Genomic DNA, 19,396 nt, shown 5'->3' on the forward strand with positions numbered 1-19,396 from the left:
GACAAAACCGGTTGCCCGTTCCCCCTACCCAGAAGGAAGACCCTCCGTGTACCGCCGACTGCTCGCGCTTGGCCTGCTGTGGTCCCTCCCCGCCGCCGCGGAAGAGGGCATGTGGACCTATGACGGCTTCCCCGCCGCCCAGGTGAAGAAGGCCTACGGCTTCGAGCCGACCCAAGCCTGGCTGGACAAGGTGCGCCTGGGCTCCGTCCGGCTGGCCAACGGGTGCTCCGCGAGCTTCGTGTCGCCGGACGGCCTGGTGATGACCAACCACCACTGCGTGCGCAGCTGCATCGAGGAGCTGACGACCGCGAAGGACGACCTGCTCGCGAAGGGCTTCCAGGCGAAGAGCGCGAAGGAGGAGCGGCGCTGTCCCAAGATTGAAGCCAACCAGCTGGTGGAGATGACGGACGTCACCGAGCGGATGAACGCGGCGACGAAGGGCCTCACGGGCGCGGCCTTCAACACCGCGCTCAAGAAGGAGACGGCCACGGTGGAGGCCGCGTGCGCCACCGGCAGTGACGTGCGCTGCGACGTGGTGACGCTCTACAACGGCGGCAAGTACCAGCTGTACAAGTACCGCCGCTTCCAGGACGTGCGGCTCGTCTTCGCGCCGGAGTTCTCCATGGCCGCCTTCGGCGGCGACGCGGACAACTTCAACTTCCCGCGCTACGGCTACGACGTGTCCTTCGTGCGCGTGTGGCAGGACGACGCGCCCGCGAAGAGCCCGGACTACCTGCCGTGGGCGAAGGAGGGCGCGAAGGAGGGCGACCTGGTGTTCGTCTCCGGCCACCCCGGCGGCACGGAGCGCAAGAGCACGGTGGCGGAGCTGGAGTTCCAGCGCGACGTGGCGCTGCCCCAGACGCTGCTCCAACTGGCGGAGATGCGCGGGATGCTGCGTGAGTTCGCCAGCTCCTCGCCGGAGCGCTTCCGGGTGGCGCGCTCCGGCCTGCGCGGCGTGGAGAACGGCCTGAAGGCCCTCAAGGGCCGGCAGGAGATGCTGGCGGACCCCGCGGTGCTCGCGCTCAAGCGGCAGGAGGAGGCGGACCTGCGCAAGCGCATCGAGGCGAACCCCCAGGCGAAGGCCCTCACGCAGGGCATGTGGGAGGAGACGTCGCAGGCGCTGGACGCGTGGCGCCGGATGATGAACGACCACCGCATGAAGGGCGCGGGGGACGCGTTCCGCTCCGACCTCTTCGCCCACGCGCAGGCGCTGGTGCGCGCGGCGGAGGAGCTGCCCAAGCCCAACGCGGAGCGCCTGCGCGAGTACACCGACGGCCAGCTCCCGGGCCTGAAGCAGCGGCTGCTGCGCGAGGTGCCCATCCCCGCGGAGCTGGAGGCGCTGGAGATGACGTTCGGCTTCAACAAGCTGCGCGAGACGCTGGGCGCGGATGATCCCTTCGTGCGGTTGGTGCTGGGCAAGGAGGCGCCCGCGGACCTGGCGCGCGCGCTGGTGCGCGGCACGAAGCTGGGCGACGTGAAGGTGCGCAAGGCGCTGCTGGAGGGCGGCAAGGCCGCGGTGGACGCGTCGCAGGATCCGATGATCGTCCTGGCGCGCAAGGTGGACGCGGAGACGCGCGCGTCGCGCAAGCGCTACGAGGACACGGTGGAGGCGGTGCTCAAGCGCAACGGTGAGCGGCTGGCGAAGGCGTACCTCGCGGTGAACGGGACGGCGGGCGCACCGGACGCGACCTTCACGCTCCGGCTCAACTACGGGCAGGTGAAGGGCTGGGATGACAACGGCAAGGCCGTGCCGGCGCTGACCACGTTCGGCGGCGCGTACGGGCGCGACACCGGCAAGGAGCCCTTCAAGCTGCCGGCGCCGTGGGTGAAGGCGAAGGGGAAGGTGGCGGAGGGGACGCCGCTGGACATGGCGACGACCAACGACATCATCGGCGGCAACTCCGGCTCGCCGGTGGTGAACCGCGACGGCCAGGTGGTGGGGCTCATCTTCGACGGCAACCTGCCGTCGCTGGGGGGCCGCTATGCCTACGTGCCGGAGACGAACCGCGCGGTGGCGGTGCACGGCGACGGCATCCTCGCCGCGCTGGAGCACGTCTACGGGGCCACGCGCGTGGTCAACGAGCTGAAGGGCGCCCAGGTCGCGCCGGCTGCTCCGGCCCGCTGAGGCGGGGGCCATGGGGGGCGGAGGGGCGTCAGCACGCCCTCCGCCTCCAGCGTGGCCCGCAGGGCGGGGAGCCGGCCCCGGTGCTCCTTGAGGCGCTGGAGGAACAGGCGCACCCAGGACGCGGGCGACTCCAACCGTCCCCAGGAGAGAAAGGACGCGCCCCGGGCCTCGAGCTTGATCGAGTCCAGGAACGGGTAGAGGTCATGCGGTCCGTACAGCGGGCGGGGCGGCGGAGGAGGCATGCCGCGGATCCAGGCCAATCGCGACGGCCGTGACGCCCACAGGGCGGTGCAGTCGCGCAGGAAGAGGTTGAGGGTGTCGAGCCCTTCGGGCTGGAGGAGCAGCTCCCGCAGCGCATCGGCCATCTCCCGCCGCTCCCGCTTGAGGACCCTGAGTCGCTGGTAGCGCCAGTGCTCCCTGCTTGCTTCGATTTCATTGGGATCCGTGAAGGCGTTCTCCTGCCGCAGGTGGGACCAGGCGTGCCTCCCAATCACTCCCGGGGGGAGGATTCCGCGCACGTAGCCCTCGCGGGCTTGATGGGGCATGTCGCGCGTGCGGGCCGTGGCCCAGCGGATGAATGGCGCTACCTTGTCCGCGGCGCGCCGGCCGTACACCATCAACTCAATCTCTCCCTTCCTCCAGGGCGCGTTCGGGGGGGCGTCCGCTTCCATGTCGCCGTAGCGCAACCACGTCTCCAGCTCGCGCCGGGCTTCGCGCCGTGCCGCGCGGTTCGCGACGGCCCGCTCCTTGCGCGCCGCCTCCCGGTTCTTGGACGGCAGCAGCGAGCGCGCCATCTGCAGGACCTTCTCGTCGGAGTGGATCATCGTCCGGGGGCCCTCACGCCTTCAGGGGGCAGTGGCTTCAGCAGCCCTTCCGCCTCCAGCGCGGCGCGCACGGAGGGGATGTGGCCCCGGTGTTCCTTGAAGCGCTGGAGGAACAGGCGCATCCAGTGCGCCGGCGGATCCAACATCCCCCAGACTCGGACGGAGCCACCCCACCGGTCGGGCTTCACGGTGTCCAGGAAGGGAAGGACGTCGTGCACTCCGAGCAGCGGCCGGTGGGGCGGAAGGCCCTCGCGCCGCGGCCAGGCCGCCCGGTTGCACTGCGACGACGCCCAGGTGTAACGCTCGCGCAGGAAGCGATTGAATGTGCGCTGCCCGTCGGGTTTCAGCAGGAGCGCGCGCAGCAACTGGGCCTGCTCACCCCGGTCCTGTCGCGTCCCCCTGTCGCGCAAGGCCTGGAGCTGCTGGTGCCGCTCACGCTCCTTGGCCATCATGGGCGTCTCGAACGCGGGCGTCTGCTCCAGGTGCCCCAGCGCGTGCTCGCCGATGACCCCTTGGGGCAGGAGTCCCCGCACGAAGCTCCGGCGGACTTCACGAGGCAGGTCGCGAGTGCGCGCGGTGGCCCAGCGGATGAACGGGTTCACCTTGTCGCCGGCCCGCCGGTGGTCCATCACCTGGCGGATCTTCGCGTCCTCCCATGGTGCGCAGGGCGGTGCGTCCACCTCCACGTTCCGGTATTTCAACCAGGCCGTCAGCTCCTCGTGGACCTCTCTGCGCGCCGCGCGGTGCACCCGCGCACGAGCCCAGCGCGCATTCGCCGGGCTCTTGGACGGCAGCAGCGAGCGCGCCATCTGCCGGACCTTCTCGTCGGAGTGGATCATCGTCCGGGGGCCCTCACGCCTTCAGGGGGCAGCGGCTTCAGCAGCCCTTCGGCCTCCAGCGTGGCGCGCACGGAGGGGATGTGGCCTCGGTGTTCCTTGAAGCGCTGGAGGAACAGGCGCATCCAGTGCACGGGCGGCGTCAACGTGCCCCAGGCGGAGGAGTAGCGGCCGTGCGCGTTGGGCTCCAGCGAGTCCAGGAAGGGGAGCACGTCGTGCGCGCCGAGCAGCGGGCGGTACGGCGGCATCGCTCGGGGGCGGTGGTGGCACGGGGCGGCGGCGGGGGCGGTCAGCGTCCGGGGCCACGGGTGACGCTCGCGCAGGAAGCGATTCAGGGTCCGCTGACCGTCGGCCTCTTCCAGCAGCGCGCGCAGCAGCTGGGCCTGCTCTCCTCGGTCCATCAGGCCCGCCCGGCGGCGCCGCCCATGGCGCAGCCAAGAGCGGTTGCGCCACGCGGCTTCGACCGGGTCCCGGAACGCGGCCGTGTCCTCCAGGTGGCCCAGCGCGTGCTCGCCGATGACGCCCTTGGACACCAGGCTGCGCACGTGGCTCAGGCGATCCTCCCGGCGCAGCCCGCGCGTGCGCACGGTGGCCCAGCGGATGAACGGGTTCACCTTGTCGCCGCCACGTCGCCAGTTCACCGCGTCGCGGATCTCCCGGGCCTCCCACGGCGCGAAGGCCGGCGGGTCCGCCTCCAGGTCCCCGGACTTGGACCACTCCGCCAGCTCTTGATGGATCTCCCGGCGGGCCGCGCGGTGGAGGCGCGCTCGCGCCGAGCGCGCGGCCTCCCGGTTCTTGGATGGCAGCAGCGAGCGCGCCATCTGCCGGACCTTTTCGTCTGAGTGGATCATGGCCCCTGGGCCCCCCGTGCCCGCGCTGGACGTGGAGCGCCCCCATCACCTGACGGGCACCTGACGCCTCCCACCCCGACGCGTCGGGTGCTGGACAACCACGACCCAGAACCTCCCGGGTGGTTGGTGCATTGCGTCAGGGGCGCGCTACGTTGGGAGCGCGGACCTGGGTCCGCCTCTGTCTTCGCGCGGTTGCGTCCCCCGGGACGCGTCCGCCCGGGCGCCTTCCCGGGGTGGTTGGGAGCCGGTGCCCGTCGTGCGGTAGCATCTCGGTCGTTTCACGCCGGGGGGAGGGAGGATGCACGATGGTGGTGGAGGCCCCGGAGCCCCGGAAGATGTCGGCCATCATGTTCACGGACATGGAGGCCCCCGCAGGTCAACGCTGGCGCGATGAGTCCCTCCAACGCGCGTTGCATGAGGAGCACGGGCTGCTCGTGCGCGGCCTGCTGTCGCGCCACGGAGGCCGCGAGGTGAAGCGGATGGAGGAGGGCGGCTTCCTCCTGGAGTTCGAGTCAAGCCTGCCCGCGGTGTCGTTCGCGCTGGAGTGGCGCTCGGCCGTGGACGCGCGCAACCGCGGCGTGCCCACCGAGCGCCGGATCTCCGTTCGCGCCGGCGCGCACCTGGGCATGGTGGTGCACCGCGACGGCGACGTGTTCGGCGAGGGCGTCAACCTGGCGGCCCGCATCGAGTCCCTGGCCCGGCCGGGCACCGTCTACGTCAGCGAGACGGTGGCGGCGCAGGTGGAGGGCCGGCTGAAGGCGCCGCCCGTTCGCCTGGGGCGCAACGAATTGAAGAACATCCGGCTGCCGGTGGCGGTGTTCCGCATCGACGCGCCGGCGGAGGAGCGCGGCGAGGGGGCGCTCCTGTCGCGCGTGCGTTCACTGCTGGGCCGTAAGCGCGTGCCCGTGGACGGTTGAGGCTGACGGACGGGCGCGCGGCGCTATGGTGCCGCGCCATGTCCGAACTCACCCTGGTCGTTGGTTCCAAGAACTTCTCCTCCTGGTCTCTGCGCCCCTACCTGGCCCTGGCCCACACGGGTCAGCCGTTCCACGAGGTGCTGGTGCCGCTGGACACGCCGGAGACGGCGGCGCTCATCGCGCTGCACTCGCCCAGCGGGCGCGTGCCGGTGCTCAAGCACGGCGACACGGTGGTCTGGGATTCGCTGGCCATCTGTGAGTACCTGGCGGAAGCCTTCCCCGCCGCGAAGCTGTGGCCGGAGGACCGCGCGGCGCGCGCGGTGGCGCGCTCCATCACGGCGGAGATGCACGCGGGCTTCCAGGCGCTGCGCACGAACCTCCCCATGGACATCACCGCGCGCAAGTCGGTGCCGGGGCTGGACGCGCCGGGCGTGCACGGGGACATCGCGCGCATCCAGGCGCTGTGGATGGGCTGCCGCGAACGCCATGGCAAGGGCGGGCCCTTCCTCTTCGGCACCTTCTCCATCGCGGATGCGTTCTACGCGCCCGTCATCACGCGCTTCGTCACCTACGGCGTGCCGTTCCGCCCGGAGATCGCCGCGTACCGCGACGCGGTGCTCGGCCTGCCCGCGATGCTCAAGTGGACGGAGGCCGCCCAGGGCGAGCCGCCCCTGGCCCGCTACCTGTAGCCGCTCACAGCCCCAGCGACTTCAGCTGCGCGTCGAACGCGGGCGCGTCCGTGAAGACGAACCCGCGCAGCCCCAGCGCCCGGGCCGCGTCCACGAACTCCGGCAGGTCGTCGAAGAAAGCGGCCTCCTCCGGAGCGCAGCCCGCCTTCTCCAGCGCGAGCCGGTAGATGGCGGGCTCCGGCTTCACGTGCCCCACCTCGCAGCTGAGCACGAGCGCGTCGAAGCGCTGGAGCAGCGGGAGGAGCGGCTTCACGTACGCCACGTGCAGCGCGTTGGTGTTGGACACCAGCACCCGCTTCACCCGGCCCTGGAGCCCCTCCACGCGCGGCAGCACGGCGTCGTGCACCGTGAAGTGGCTGCTCCACAAGGGCGCGAACTCCTCCATCGGCAGGTCCACGCCCAGCGCGCCGCACACGTCCCGGCGGATGCCCTCCGCGTCCAGCAGGCCCCGGTTCGCCGCGGTCCACCCGGCGCCGGTGAGCCGCCGCGCCGCCTCCGGGGGCTCCAGCCCGGCCCGCGCCGCGAGCCGCGCGAAGAGCAGGGCGTTGTCGTGGAACACCAGCACGTTGCCCAGGTCCAGCAGCACGGCCTTCACGGCGGGGACGGCGGCCACGGTGCGCTCCAGGTCAGATGCGGTAGGACCGCGCGACGCCTTCCATCTGGCCCGCGACTTCCTGCAGCCGCTTCGCCGCGCCGGTGGTGGACCTCAGGCTCGCCTGCGTCTCCGCCATCATCGAGGACAGGTCCGTCACCGCGCTGAAGATCTGCGCGATGCCCGCGTTCTGCTGGTTCACCGCGCCGGCGATCTGCCGCGCCGCCGCGGCGTTGTCCTGGACGATGGTGGCCAGCTCCTTCAGGTGATCGCCGCTGGTGCGCACCTGCTCCAGGCCCTCCGCGACGCTGGAGTGGCTCTGCTCGGTCATCTTCGCCGTGGAGATGATGGCGTGGCCCAGGTCTCCCAGGATGTCGCGCACCTTCTCCGTGGCCTGGATGGACTGGTCCGCCAGGTTGCGGATCTCCCGCGCCACCACGCTGAAGCCCTTGCCGTGCTCGCCGGAGCGCACCGCTTCGATGGCCGCGTTGAGCGCGAGCATGTTGGACTGGTCCGCCAGGTCCTTCACCGTCTGGGTGATGCCGCCAATCTGCTGCGTGCGCTCGTTGAGCTGCACGATGCGCATGGCCATCTCTCCGGACTGTTCATGCAGGCCCTGGAAGCCCCCCAGGCTGTCGCGGATGGCGACCTCGCCCGCGCGGCCCACCTCCTCCGCGCGCGCCGCCACGCCCAGCACCGTCTCCGCCTTCTCCGCGGCCAGGAGCGACGTCTGCTTGATCTCCTGCGCCGTCACCTGCGTCTCCTGGAGCGCGGCGGCCTGCCGGGCCACGTTGCGCTCCTGGACCTCGGAGGCCAGGTTGAGCTCCGCCACGGTCTCGCTGAGCACGCGCGTGCCCTGCTGGAGGCTGGTGGCCGTCTCGTGCAGGTTCTTCATCATCTGCCCGAAGGCCTGCGTCAGCTCCCCCACCTCGTCCCGCCCCGCCTTCACCTCCATCACCTGCGTGAGGTCGCCTTCCTTCACGACGCGGCGGACCACCTCGCTCAGCGCGCGCAGGGGCCGGGTGATGCCGCGCGCCATCACCCACGAGCCCAGGCCCACCGCCGCCACGAAGAGGGCCGCGAGTCCCAGCACCAGCCGGCGCGTCTGGTTGAGGGGCGCGTAGGCCTCCTCCGGGTCCACCTGGGCGATGAACTTCCAGCCGTCCCCCACGTCGCGCACGTCCAGGCCATCCACCGCCACCACGGACACGCGGCCCGCGTCGTCGCGCGCGCCCTTGCCGGAGTTGAACAGCGTCCGGCCGTCCGCGCCCCGCACCTCCAGGGAGAAGCTGCGGTGTCCGCGCTGCTGGGCCCGGGCGAGCGCGGGCTTCACCAGCTCCTTCACCTGGCCCCAGTCGAACGCGGCGAGCAGCACGCCCAGGCGCTGGCCCTGCTCGTCCATCACCGGCACCGCCAGGGGCAGCACGTGCACGCTGAAGATGGGGTCCTCCGCCTCCACGCCTTCCGCCGTGGTGCGGCCGGTCTGGGCCTCGCGGAACCACGCGGCCTGGCGCACCGCCTCCGCGCCCTTCGCGTACGCGTCGCGCAGCGCGGGCGCGCTCGCGGAGACCACCCCGCCCGAGTCGTTGAAGAGCACGATGCCGTTGAGGGTGAGGTAGCGCCGCTGGAGCAGCGCCAGCATCGCGTCGCTCGCGGCCGCGTCCTTCGTGCGCAGCGCGCCCCGGAGCACCGGGTCCTCCGCCCAGCTGTGCGCGCTCGACTCGCGCTCCGCCAGGGTGGACTCCAGCAGGTCCTTGAAGCCCTCCGCCTCCATGCGCAGCGAGGACTCGATCTGCGCCTCCGTCTGCTGGCGCATCAACGCGTCCTGCAACCCGGTGAGCGTCAGGAGCGGCACGCACGACACCAGGGTCATGTACAGCAGCAGCCGCCCACGCAGTGTCAGGGAGCTCAAGGAGGATGGAGACATGGCACGCCAGCGCGAAGAAGGTACCCAGGTCTATACCAGACCCGGGCCCCGAACCCCTCGCCCGGCCGCCTGCCTAGAGCAGCGGGACGCGGTCGGGCAGGTCCCTCGCTGGCAGGTTCGAGTAGTCCGCGTCCAGGTCCAGCCGCACCCGCTGCCTCACGCGCGTGCTGAGCCGCCCCCGCAGCATGCCCAGGAACGCCGGTGGCGCCGCGATGACCAGCTGGTCGAACGCGTGCGAGTCCACGCCCCGGTCCAGGTGCCCGGACAGCTCCCGGGCGAAGCGCTCGTGCTCCAGCTCCCTCCGGCCGTTGGGGTCGTTCTCCGGCACCGGGCCGTGCAGCGTGCCCGCGTTGGGGTTGTCCGCCTGATTGAAGAGATCGACGGGCTTGGTCCGGCTCTCGTCATGCTGGAACTGCTCGATGAGGTCCCACTTCTCCGCCTTCGCATCCGTGGCGAAGAGCCGGGCGCGACTCGCGTTGGCCACCAGGATCCAGAGCCTCTTGTCCGCCATCTTCACGCCTCCTTGTTCTTCAGGGATGCGGAGCCCCCCGGTCCTCGGCAAGCTTCCCCCACCGAGTCATCTCCCCGCCGCGCGGAGGCCAGGCAGCCCGGCCGCCGCTCGATGTGCGCCGGGAACACTCCGCTCGTCCCCGAGGGCGTGACGACCTCCGCCCACGTTGACCAACCGCATCCGAGCAGCGACCATCCTGGGCCGGGGAGAGGACGGGAGTGCGCTGTATGGAGACGTATTTCAATGTCCGTGGAGCCGGGGTGCGCGGTTGTCGCATACGCCACCTGTCCACGCGGCGCGGGGCGGGTGAATCGTCACGTGCCGAAAGTTCTACCCACTCGCGCACGATAGATGCCCTCCCTTGGGTTGCAGGGTCGCCTCGCCATGGAGACCTGATTTCTCCATGGTCACCGACGATCTCCTCGCGCACACAGTCCTGTCCGAATCCGGAGGCGCCGTGACCGACGGGGGCGGGACCCCGGCCGTGATGACGCCGCCCGGGCTGGAGGTCCAGGAGGGCGCGGTGCTGGGGAACTACCAGCTCGAGCGGCTGCTGGGCGAAGGCTCCATGGGGCGGGTGTTCCAGGCGCGGCACGTGCGGCTGGGCCGGCAGGTGGCGCTCAAGGTGCTGCGGCCGGAGCACGCGCGGGACAGCTCGTTCGTGCAGCGCTTCTTCCAGGAGGCGCGCACCGTCAATCAGATCAACCACGAGCACATCGTGGAGATCTTCGACTTCGTGGACGCGTCCCCTGACGGATACGTCTATTGCGTGATGGAGCTCCTGCGCGGGCAGAGCCTGGCCGCGCTCTTGAAGGAGGAGGGGCTGACGCTCGCGCGGGTGCAGCGCATGGGCGTGCAGGTGTGCGCGGCGCTGGGCGCGGCCCATCAGGTGGGCGTGGTGCACCGGGACATCAAGCCGGACAACCTCTTCATCAGCCAGCGCTCCGGACAGCAGGACTTCGTGAAGGTGCTGGACTTCGGCGTCGCCAAGCTCATCACCACGCAGACGGGCGTGAACCTCACCGGCACGCTGGATGGCACCATCGTTGGCACGCCCGCGTACATGGCGCCGGAGCAGGCCGCGGGGCTGCCGGTGGACGCCCGCGCGGACATCTACGCGGTGGGCAACATCCTCTACGAGATGCTCTCCGGCCACCCGCCCTTCCAGGCCGCGGCGTTCGGGCAGCTGGTGGTGCAGATCATCACCCAGCCTCCGCCGCCCCTGCCCTCGCACCTGCCGTCGGGCGAGCCGCTCCCGGAGGAGCTGGCGGCGCTGGTGATGCGCTGCCTGGCGAAGGAGCCGGAGGCTCGGCCGCAGCAACTGGCGGAGGTCACCACATCGCTCCTGCTGATGCCCACCCAGCCCCGGGAGGCGCCGCGCACGGAGGTCCTGGAGGAGGCGGAGCGGCCCACCCTGCGCATGCGGGTGCCCGGCGTCTTGCGCGACCGGCGGCTCCAGGTGGTGGTGGGGCTGACGGCGCTCGCGCTGGTGTCCGGCATCACCACGTGGACGGGCCTGCATTCGATGCGCGCGCCCGAGCCCGCCCCCGAGCCCAAGGCGCTGCCGGCGTCCGTCGCGGTGGCTCCGGCCCCGGCCGTCGCGCCACGGATGGGCGCGGTCGACGCGCCGCGGATGGGCGCGGCCGACGCGGTGACGCTGACGGTGCACTCGTCCCCACCGGGCGCGAAGGTGGTCCGCGTGGACACGGGCGAGGAGCTGGGCGTCACGCCGCTGATGAAGGCGCTGAGCCGGCAGGAGGTGCCTCCGCGATTGCGCGTGGAGCTGGCCGGCTACGCGCCGTTGGAGCGTCCGGTGGAGCTGAAGCAGGATGCCTTCGTTGCGGAGCTGACCGTGCCGCTCGTGAAGGCGAGCCCGGGACCGCGCCGCGCGCCGACCCGTGGCACGGGCCGCAAGGGCGGAAGTCGGGGTGCGGTCAATGATCCGTTCGCGTCGCAGTGAGCGCGAGGGGCGCCGTGTGAATGGCCACGGCCCCGGGGACACGATGCTCGACACCGGGGTGCGGTAGGGGCGCGCCCGCTGGGCCGCCGCCAGCGTGAGGCGTCAGGCGGCGACGCGTGGCGGTGAGCGACCGTCAGCGCTGTGGCGGCGGCGTTCCAGCCTGGGCCAGCACCTGCGCGGCGATGCGGGCGATGCGGGCGTTGAACGACGCGGCATCGTGGAAGGTGAGGCGCACGTCGCCCACCTTCAGCTCGTCGCCTGTCCTCAGGATGCGGGGCTGTTCGGCCTCCAGCGCCTCCCCGTTCACCGTCACCGGCCGGGACTGCGCCAGCCGCTCCACCTTCCAGCCACCATCCGAGGTGGGGTGCAGGGCGAACTGCTCGCGAGAGACCGTCGCGTCGTTGACGACGAAGGTGTTCTGCGACGCGCGCCCCAGCTTGAGGGGGCCGCGATCCGCCACCCCCATCAGCTCGAAGCACAGCGCGTCGCCCGCGGGCAGGCAGTCGCGCAGGTCCATCATGGGCAGCCGGGTGGCCGCCACGTTCTGCTCCTCGGGGACGTTCCACGCGCCCGCTTCCCACACCAACCACGGGTGCGGATACTTGGCGTTGAACTTCTCCTGGAGTGCCATGTGCTGCCGGATGAGCAGCGAGAGCAACAGAGCTCGCATGGCCTTGTCATAACCCCATCCGCCGTCCCCGTGTCGCCCTGAAGGCCACCCGGGTGTCCACGAGTGGTCGAAAGGCGAGGCGACGGGCCTACAAGCGGGCGATGACTGCCCTCGCCATCCGCTCCGGCGCGCCCGCGTCGAGCGTCAGGAAGAGGCAGGGCTCCGTCACCTCCACCTCCTGCAACCGGGGCTTCCCCGCGTTGTCCGTGGCCATGTCCACGCGCGCGTACAACAGCCGCCTTCCCCCCGACGCCTCCATCACGGTGTGCGCGATCTCCCGCTCCTCCGCGTTGTCCGGAGTGAAGCCCGTCGGCTCCGCGAACCCCCGCGGCGCGGATGCGAGCGTGGGCGGGCGGCGCACCGCGTGGCTGAAGTCGCCGTTGAAGAAGATGTAGGAGCGCTCGCCCTCGGTCTCGAAAGCGGTGAGGTAGGGCTGCACCATCACATCCCCCTCCTTCGCCAGCTCCTCCACCTTCGCGCTGGCGTCGTGCCACTGCTCGCGCCGGAAGATGAAGACCTTGAGCCCGCCGGCGGCCACCGCGGGCTTGAGCACCACCGCGTCCCAGCCGCGCTCCCGCGCCACCGCCGCCACGTCCAGCGTGCCCCCGGGCGCCACCCAGACGGTGGGCGTCAGGGGCAGCCCCCGCGCCTCCAGCGTCTTCAGGTAGCCCTTGTGCGTGTTCCAGGTCAGCACCTCCGCCGGGTTGAAGAGCCGCGTGACGGCGCCCACGCGGTCCGCCCACGCGATGAACTCCTCCCGGCGCAGGTGGCTGTCCCAGGCGTTGCGCACCACCGCCGCGCCAAAGCGGCTCCAGTCCACCGCCGGGTCGTCCCAGATGACCGGCTGCGCGTTCATGCCCAGCGCCCGCAGCGCGGGCACCAGCGGCGCGTCCAGTGGATACAGCTGCGGCATACCTGCGTAGGTGACGACGGCGATGTCCAAGCGGAGGCTCCAGGCGGAGGAGGAACGCCTCGCGTTCTAGCGCGCCCTCTGGCTCCGCGCAGCGTCCACGCTCGTCAGGCCGAGCGCACCGCTGGCACGTCGCGGACGACCGTCTCGTCGGTCTCCTGAAGGAGCTGCCGCGCCAGCTCCTTCGCCTCGCGCGCCACCCGCCCCAGCTCCGCCTGTCCATGAGGGAAGGGGGCCGCGGGGCCCTCCAGCGCCAGCAGCTGCTGGCGCAGCGCCGCGCCGTTGGGCGTGCGCCGCTGCGGGTCCTTTTGAAGGAGCGACATGACGATCATGTCCAGGGCCAGCGGCACCGCGGGGTTGAGCCGCGAGGGCGGCACGACCTCCTGATCCACCGCCGCGCGCAGCAGCATCTCCTCCGAATCGCCGCTCAGCGCGCGCCGCCCCGTGAGGGCCTCGTGCAGCGTGAGCCCCAACGCGAAGAGGTCCGCGCGACCGTCGATGTCCTGGCCCATGGCCTGCTCGGGCGCCATGTAGCCCAGCTTCCCACGCACGCTGCCGGCCACGGTGAGGTGGGCGCGGGCCGCGTCGCGCGCGATGCCGAAGTCCGACAGCTTCACCTCGCCAATGCGCGACACCAGGATGTTGGGCGGGTTGAGGTCCCGGTGGACCAGCCGCAGCGGCTCTCCGTCCGCGCTCGTGCGGCGGTGAAGGTAGTCCAGCGCGGACGCCAGCTCCGCGGCCAGGAACGTCGCGGCGGACAGGGGCAGCGGCTTGCGTCCCTGGGGCTTGAGCACGCCGCTGAGCGGCAGGCCATCCACGTACTCCATCGCCAGGAAGTAGGTGCCACCGTGACGGCCCAGGTCGAACACCTGGACGATGTTGGGGTGGTACAGCGACGAGCACAGCTCCGCCTCGCGGCGGAACAAGGTCACGAAGGCCGCGTCGTCCGCGAACGACGGCAGGATGCGCTTCAAGGCGACCTGCTTCTCGAAGCCACCCTCCGGCGAGTACGTGGCCCGGTACACCTCCGCCATGCCGCCCGCGCCCAGCCGCTCGTGCAGCACGTACTTGCCCATCACCTCCTGCTCGCGCAGCGCCGCGAGCGCGCTCCGCGTGCGCTCCAGGAAGTGCCGCGCCAGCGTCGCCGTCAGCGCCCCGGTGGCCACGAAGAAGAACGCGCGCACGCAGATGAACAGCGGCGCCAGCGTGATGAGCGGCTGCTCCGGCAGCAGCGGCCGCACGAAGCCGAAGTAGAGCGCCAGGTACTCCGCCGCCACCAGCGCGCCCGCCGCCAGCCCCAGCCGCGGGTTGCTGCGCAGGCCCGCCAGCGTCACCAGCGTGCCCCAGATGACCAGCGTGGGCGCCGTGAGGGCGTAGACGGGGCCCTGGTAGCGCAGGTCGAACGTGAGCACCACCGCGGGGATGCTCACCTCGATGAAGACGTTGAGCCACGGGATGGCCGGGTGGAACGCGCCCGAGCGCAGCACCCACCACATGCACGCGTAGTAGCCCGCCAGCACCGCCGCGAGGCCCATCAGCGCCAACGTCAGATCCCAGCCCATCGACGGGCCCAGCGCCGCCGCCACCACCACGCAGAGGCCGGACAGCAGGCTCATGAAGCGCGCCACCGACAGCTCTCGCGCCTGGGCGTCGCGGCGCAGGTGCGTGTCCAGGAAGCGCGACACGGCGCTGGATGGATTCCGGGTAATCATGTTCCCCCCTACTCTAGAACGTGGGCGGCCGCGTCATCCGCTGGCTCCCCCACACGTTGGGTGTGCTCCTACCACACCTTCCGGCACACGGGAGGCCTTTGGGGCTCCACGGAGTGGACTTCACGGGTCAGGTATCGCTGAAATGTTGCACCCCTGTGCCATCCCGCATGCGAGGCACGGTGGGCTTTCACGTCGCTCCGACTCTTCCTTCACGGCTCTGCCTTCGGGCAGGAGGCTTCATGCGCAGCTCACCCCGTTTATTGCTGGCCGCCCTAGGCGCGGTCCTTCTCTTGGCCAATGCCTGTGGTTCCAGCGAACCCGAAGTTCCCAACAAGGTGGTCTGCGGGGACGGGAAGAAGGAGGGCAGCGAGCAATGTGACGATGGCAACACCATCAACGGCGACGGCTGCGAGTCGAACTGCACCATCACGCCCACGACGCCGGGTGGGAAGTGCGGCGACGGCGTCAAGGACGCCAACGAGGCCTGTGACGACGGCAACACGGTGAGCGGCGACGGGTGCGAGGCGGACTGTACCGTCACGCCCACGCAGAATACCCAGTGTTGGTCCACGCCTCCCGCGCCGCTCGCGGACGGCGCCACCTGCGCCGTCACCAAGGTGGGCACGGCGGGCAAGCTCTTCACCGGCGTGGTGCTCAAGGACGGTGAGACGCTGACGGGCGGCCAGGTGCTGGTGAACGCCCAGGGCGTCATCACCTGCGCCGCGTGCGACTGTTCGCAGGCGGCCGGCGCCGCGGAGGCGACCGCGGTGCTGTGCCCCACGGGCGTCATCTCCCCGGGCCTCATCAACCCGCACGACCACATCACCTACCCGGGCTCTCCGCTGGCGAGCACCAGCACGGAGCGCTACGAGCACCGCCACGAGTGGCGCACGGGCGCCAACAGCCACACGCGCCTGAGCAACGGCTCCAATACCAAGGCGGATGCGATCCGCTGGTCGGAGCTGCGCCAGGTGATGTCGGGCACCACGTCCATCGCGGGCGCGGGCGGTCAGCTGGGCTTCCTGCGCAACCTGGACGTGTCCACCGTCGCGCAGCAGGAGGGGCTGGCTGGGGGGTACGCGGACTCGGACACCTTCCCGCTGGGTGACAGCAGCGGCACCCTGTTGACGGAGGGGTGCTCCTACAGCGGCTTCCCGTCGTCGGTGACGCTCACGTCGCGCGTGTCCGCGTACCTGCCGCACATCGCGGAGGGCATCGCGACCACGGCGCTCAACGAGTTCCGCTGCCTGTCCACGGGCTCCGGCAACGTGCTGTTCCCGCGCTCGGCCATCATCCACGGCGTGGGCCTCACCGCCCGGGAGATCTCGGAGATGGCGGCCCACGGCACCGGGCTCATCTGGTCGCCGCGCTCCAACATCTCGCTGTACGGCGACACGGCCATGGTGACGGCGTTCAAGCGGGTGGGCGTGAACATCGCCCTGGGCACGGACTGGATCCGCTCCGGCTCCATGAACCTCCTGCGCGAGCTGCGCTGCGCGGACCACCTCAACGCCACGCGGTACGCCAACACCTTCACCGACGAGGACCTGTGGCGCATGGTGACGTCCAACGCGGCGGACGCGGTGGACTTCTACGCGCGCGTGGGCCGCATCGCGCCGAACAAGGTGGCGGACCTGGCCATCTACCGGCTGGGGACCCACGCCGCCTCGCCGTTCCGCGCGGTCATCGCCGCGGAGCCGCAGGACGTGGTGCTGACGATGCGCGGCGGCAAGCCGCTCTACGGTGACCAGGCGCTGGTGGACGGCCTCAAGGGCACGGACGTCTGTGACGCGCTGGCGGTGTGCGGCACCCAGAAGGCCGCGTGCGTGAAGTCGGAGATCGGCAAGACGCTGGCGGAGTTCCAGGGCTCCACGGACACCCAGGGCCTCTACCCGCTGTTCGCGTGCGGTACGCCCACGAACGAGCCCACGTGCGAGCCCGCGCGCAACGCGGTGAACACGAGCTTCCCGGCCGCCGCCGTCAACGGCTCCACCGTCTATTCGGGCGTGGCGAGCGCGCAGGACGCGGACGCGGACGGCATCCCGGACTCCGTCGACAACTGCCCCACCATCTTCAACCCCGTGCGTCCCATGGACAACGGGCGGCAGCTGGACACGGACGGCGACGGCGTGGGCGACGCGTGCGACCCGTGCCCCCTGGAGGCGGGGACCACCTCGTGCGTGGCCTTCCGCGGCGATGACGACGACCACGACGGCGTGCCCACGTGGCGCGACAACTGCCCGTTCGTGGCCAACGCGGACCAGAAGGACACCGACGGCGACGGCAAGGGCGACGTGTGCGACGGCTGCCCGACGGACGCGAACGCGTGCTCGGTCGCGGACCCGACCGACTTCGACTACGACGGCGTGCTCACCCCCCTGGACAACTGCCCGCTGGTGGCCAACCCGGACCAGAAGGACACGGACGGCGACGGCGTGGGTGACGCGTGCGACGCGTGCCCCGCGGCCAGCCCCGCCGGTGGCGTGTGCAACACCACCGTCTACGACGTGAAGGCGACGCCGTCCTTCGGCAACACGTCGCTCATCGGCACCAAGGTGGCCGTGGACGACGTGGTGGTGACCGCCGTGGACGCGAAGGCGGACCGTGGCTACTGGGTGCAGGTGGCCAACTACCCGGCGGGCAAGGGGGCGGAGAACTCCGGCCTCTTCATCTACTCGCTCAAGTCCGCCGTGGCGGTGGGTGACAACATCCGCGTCGAAGGCACGCTGAAGGACTACTTCGGCCTGCTGGAGGTGACGGACGGCACGGTGACGAAGCACAGCGGTGGCAACGCGCCGCCCGCCCCAGTGGTAGTGCGCACGGAGGCCATCCGCACCGGCGGCCCCAAGGCGAAGGCCCTGGAGGGCGCGCTGGTGGAGGTGCGCGACGTCTTCAACACGCGGCTGGAGAACAGCAACCGCGAGTTCATCGTCGACGAGAACAAGTCCGGCAACCCGGCGTCCTCGGGCCTGATGGTGGATGACCAGGCCTACAGCTACCCCACGCAGGTGCTGGGCACCGAGTACACCGCGCTGCGCGGCGTGCTGACGTTCAACTTCAGCGCCCACAAGCTGGTGCCCCGGAGCGCGGCGGACATGGTCGTTCCGCTGCCGCCCGTGCCGGCGCTGACGGCGTTCACGTCCGGCGGCTTCGTGCGCGTGGGCGGCACCCAGGCCCTCCCGCAGCCCGCCACGGTGACGATGGCTTCCGCCTACCCGGTGGATGTCACCGTGAACATCACGTCCAGCGCCCCGACGGCGCTGGTCGCGGCGAACGGGCAGGTGGTGATTCCCGCTGGCCAGACGAGCGCGGCCGTGACGCTGAGCGCGCTGGCGCAGGCGTCCGCGGTGGAGCTCACCGCGACGCTGGGCACGTCCTCCCAGAGGACCACGCTGCGCGTGCTGGGCACGAACGAGGCGGCGTCCCCCACGGGCCTCACGCCCCAGACGGTGGCCGTGGCCCCGGGCGGCACGGCGCGCTTCACCGTGACGTTCGACCGGCCCGTGCCGGCGGGCACGACGCTGGCCCCGGTGGCGACGCCGTCGGGCTTTGGCGCCTTCACGCTCCAGCCGGTGGTCACGGACGCGCTCACGGCCACCTTCGACCTCACCGTGGATGAGGCCAGCACCGGCTCTGGCACGGTGACGGTGGCCGGCCTGAGCGCCACCGTGAACGTCGCCACGGACGTGCCCCGGCTGGTGGGGCTCACCCCGTCCACCGCGACGGTGAACGCGGGCGCGCAGCAGGCGTACACCGTGACGCTGGACGCCGCTCCGTCGGCCCCGGTGCAGGTGCTGCTGGCGCTGGCCCCGGACGCGGCGAGCACGCCCTTCGGCGCGCTGTCGGCCACGACGGTGACGGTGGCCGCGGGTGCCACGACCGCGACGGTGACGTTCACCGCCGCGGCGGATGGAGAGGGGACGGGCACGGTGTCCGCCTCGCTCAACGGCATCACCCGCACGGCGTCGCTGACCGTGCTGCCGCCGCCCGCGAAGCTCGCCAGCGTCACGCCGGGCACGGTGACGGTGACGACGGGCAAGGAGCAGGTGTTCACCGTGACGCTGGACCGCAAGGCCTCGGTGGGCGGCGCGGCCGTGTCGGTGGCGTTCGCTCCCGCGGCGCAGGGTTCGCTGTCGGCCTCGACGGTGACGGTGCCGGAGGGTCAGACGACCGCCACGGTGACCTTCACCGCCTCGCAGGCGACGGGCAGCGGGCAGCTCACCGCGACCTACGCGGGCGTGACGAAGCAGGCGACCGTCACGGTCGCCTTGCCGCAGGGTCACGTGGTCATCAGTGAGATCGCCGGCCAGGGTCTGACGGTGAACGCGGACGACTTCATCGAGCTGTACAACCCGACCGAGGGCGACGTCGACATCACGGGCTGGAAGCTGCTCTACCGCACCGCGAGCACCACCAGCTCCACGGTGAACTTCTCGGTGCTGGCCACGCTGCCGAACGCGACCATCAAGGCGCACGGCTACTACCTGGTCGCGGGCAGCAGCTACTCCACGACGACGGTGCCCGCGGACTACACCTGGGGCGGCACGGACATCTCCGGCTCCACGGGCAACGTCCGCCTGGGCACGGCGGACGTGACGCTGGACCCCGTGGTCATGACCGGCGTGGTCGACACGGTGGGGTACGGCACGGGCCGCACCGTGGTGGAAGGGGCCGCGGCTCCGGCGCCCCCTGGCAAGGGCGGCAGCGTGGAGCGCAAGGCGCGGGCCTCCTCCACCGTCGCGAGCATGCTCCCGGGCGGCGCGGATGAGTTCGCGGGCAACGGCCAGGACTCGGACAACAACGCGGCGGACTTCCTGCCGCGCACCGAGCGCCAGCCGCAGAACTCGCAGAGCCCCCTGGAGATGCCGTAGC

At 71.4% G+C, this 19,396-nt stretch carries 14 protein-coding genes; 5 read left to right on the forward strand and 9 right to left on the reverse strand.

What is annotated here, in order from left to right; translation table 11 throughout:
- Positions 1–46: 46 nt before the first annotated feature.
- Entirely contained in the window at positions 47–2,125 is a 2,079-nt protein-coding gene (locus tag GTY96_RS33015) for a S46 family peptidase (RefSeq protein ID WP_143908205.1), read from the forward strand.
- Here the strand turns inward: GTY96_RS33015 and GTY96_RS33020 are convergent.
- The 3 genes from GTY96_RS33020 to GTY96_RS33030 are packed head-to-tail and all read right to left on the reverse strand — an operon-like array spanning position 2,056 to position 4,606.
- Complete coding sequence (locus GTY96_RS33020) at positions 2,056–2,949, reverse strand: hypothetical protein (RefSeq protein ID WP_161666779.1); 894 nt, start codon at positions 2,947–2,949, stop codon at positions 2,056–2,058. The genes GTY96_RS33015 and GTY96_RS33020 overlap by 70 nt on opposite strands.
- Positions 2,946–3,788 carry a hypothetical protein gene (locus GTY96_RS33025; RefSeq protein ID WP_161666780.1) on the reverse strand — a complete coding sequence of 281 codons (843 nt, stop codon included), beginning with the start codon at positions 3,786–3,788 and terminating at the stop codon, positions 2,946–2,948. Before GTY96_RS33025 ends, GTY96_RS33020 begins: the two co-directional genes overlap by 4 nt.
- Positions 3,785–4,606, reverse strand: coding sequence for a hypothetical protein (locus GTY96_RS33030; RefSeq protein ID WP_161666781.1), 822 nt, complete (start codon positions 4,604–4,606; stop codon positions 3,785–3,787). Before GTY96_RS33030 ends, GTY96_RS33025 begins: the two co-directional genes overlap by 4 nt.
- A 335-nt stretch (positions 4,607–4,941) precedes the next feature.
- Here GTY96_RS33030 and GTY96_RS33035 point away from each other — a divergent pair, with 335 nt between their 5' ends.
- Positions 4,942–5,553 (forward strand): adenylate/guanylate cyclase domain-containing protein, encoded by a 612-nt coding sequence (locus GTY96_RS33035; RefSeq protein WP_143908210.1) that lies wholly within the window; start codon positions 4,942–4,944, stop codon positions 5,551–5,553.
- Between the two features lie 38 nt (positions 5,554–5,591).
- Complete coding sequence (locus tag GTY96_RS33040; RefSeq protein ID WP_161666782.1) at positions 5,592–6,242, forward strand: glutathione S-transferase family protein; 651 nt, start codon at positions 5,592–5,594, stop codon at positions 6,240–6,242.
- Positions 6,243–6,246: 4 nt separating this feature from the next.
- Here GTY96_RS33040 and GTY96_RS33045 read toward each other — a convergent pair whose 3' ends face one another.
- The 3 genes from GTY96_RS33045 to GTY96_RS33055 form a co-directional block, all read right to left on the reverse strand.
- Positions 6,247–6,855, reverse strand: coding sequence for an HAD family hydrolase (locus GTY96_RS33045; RefSeq protein WP_143908214.1), 609 nt, complete (start codon positions 6,853–6,855; stop codon positions 6,247–6,249).
- Between the two features lie 13 nt (positions 6,856–6,868).
- The gene (locus tag GTY96_RS33050) at positions 6,869–8,761 is read right to left on the reverse strand and encodes a methyl-accepting chemotaxis protein (RefSeq protein WP_143908216.1); all 1,893 of its coding nucleotides are present in this window, start codon (positions 8,759–8,761) and stop codon (positions 6,869–6,871) included.
- Positions 8,762–8,834: 73 nt separating this feature from the next.
- Positions 8,835–9,272 (reverse strand): host attachment protein, encoded by a 438-nt coding sequence (locus GTY96_RS33055; protein WP_143908218.1) that lies wholly within the window; start codon positions 9,270–9,272, stop codon positions 8,835–8,837.
- Between the two features lie 403 nt (positions 9,273–9,675).
- Between GTY96_RS33055 and GTY96_RS33060 the strand changes: the two genes are divergently transcribed.
- The gene (locus tag GTY96_RS33060) at positions 9,676–11,232 is read left to right on the forward strand and encodes a serine/threonine-protein kinase (RefSeq protein ID WP_143908220.1); all 1,557 of its coding nucleotides are present in this window, start codon (positions 9,676–9,678) and stop codon (positions 11,230–11,232) included.
- A 133-nt stretch (positions 11,233–11,365) separates the two neighbouring features.
- On the opposite strand, the gene GTY96_RS33065 is transcribed toward GTY96_RS33060, so the two are convergent.
- From GTY96_RS33065 to GTY96_RS33075, 3 genes are all read right to left on the reverse strand, one after another.
- Positions 11,366–11,902, reverse strand: coding sequence for an FHA domain-containing protein (locus tag GTY96_RS33065; protein ID WP_161666783.1), 537 nt, complete (start codon positions 11,900–11,902; stop codon positions 11,366–11,368).
- A gap of 88 nt (positions 11,903–11,990) precedes the next feature.
- Positions 11,991–12,845 (reverse strand): ATP-grasp domain-containing protein, encoded by an 855-nt coding sequence (locus GTY96_RS33070; protein ID WP_161666784.1) that lies wholly within the window; start codon positions 12,843–12,845, stop codon positions 11,991–11,993.
- A gap of 74 nt (positions 12,846–12,919) precedes the next feature.
- Positions 12,920–14,524 carry a serine/threonine-protein kinase gene (locus GTY96_RS33075; protein ID WP_161666785.1) on the reverse strand — a complete coding sequence of 535 codons (1,605 nt, stop codon included), beginning with the start codon at positions 14,522–14,524 and terminating at the stop codon, positions 12,920–12,922.
- A 239-nt stretch (positions 14,525–14,763) separates the two neighbouring features.
- Between GTY96_RS33075 and GTY96_RS33080 the strand changes: the two genes are divergently transcribed.
- A complete protein-coding gene (locus GTY96_RS33080) occupies positions 14,764–19,395 on the forward strand; it encodes a thrombospondin type 3 repeat-containing protein (RefSeq protein WP_161666786.1) in 4,632 nt (1,543 codons plus the stop codon).
- Position 19,396: the final 1 nt, after the last annotated feature.

It is taken from the genome of Corallococcus silvisoli (genome assembly GCF_009909145.1).
GTDB classification, from domain to species: Bacteria; Myxococcota; Myxococcia; order Myxococcales; family Myxococcaceae; genus Corallococcus; species Corallococcus silvisoli.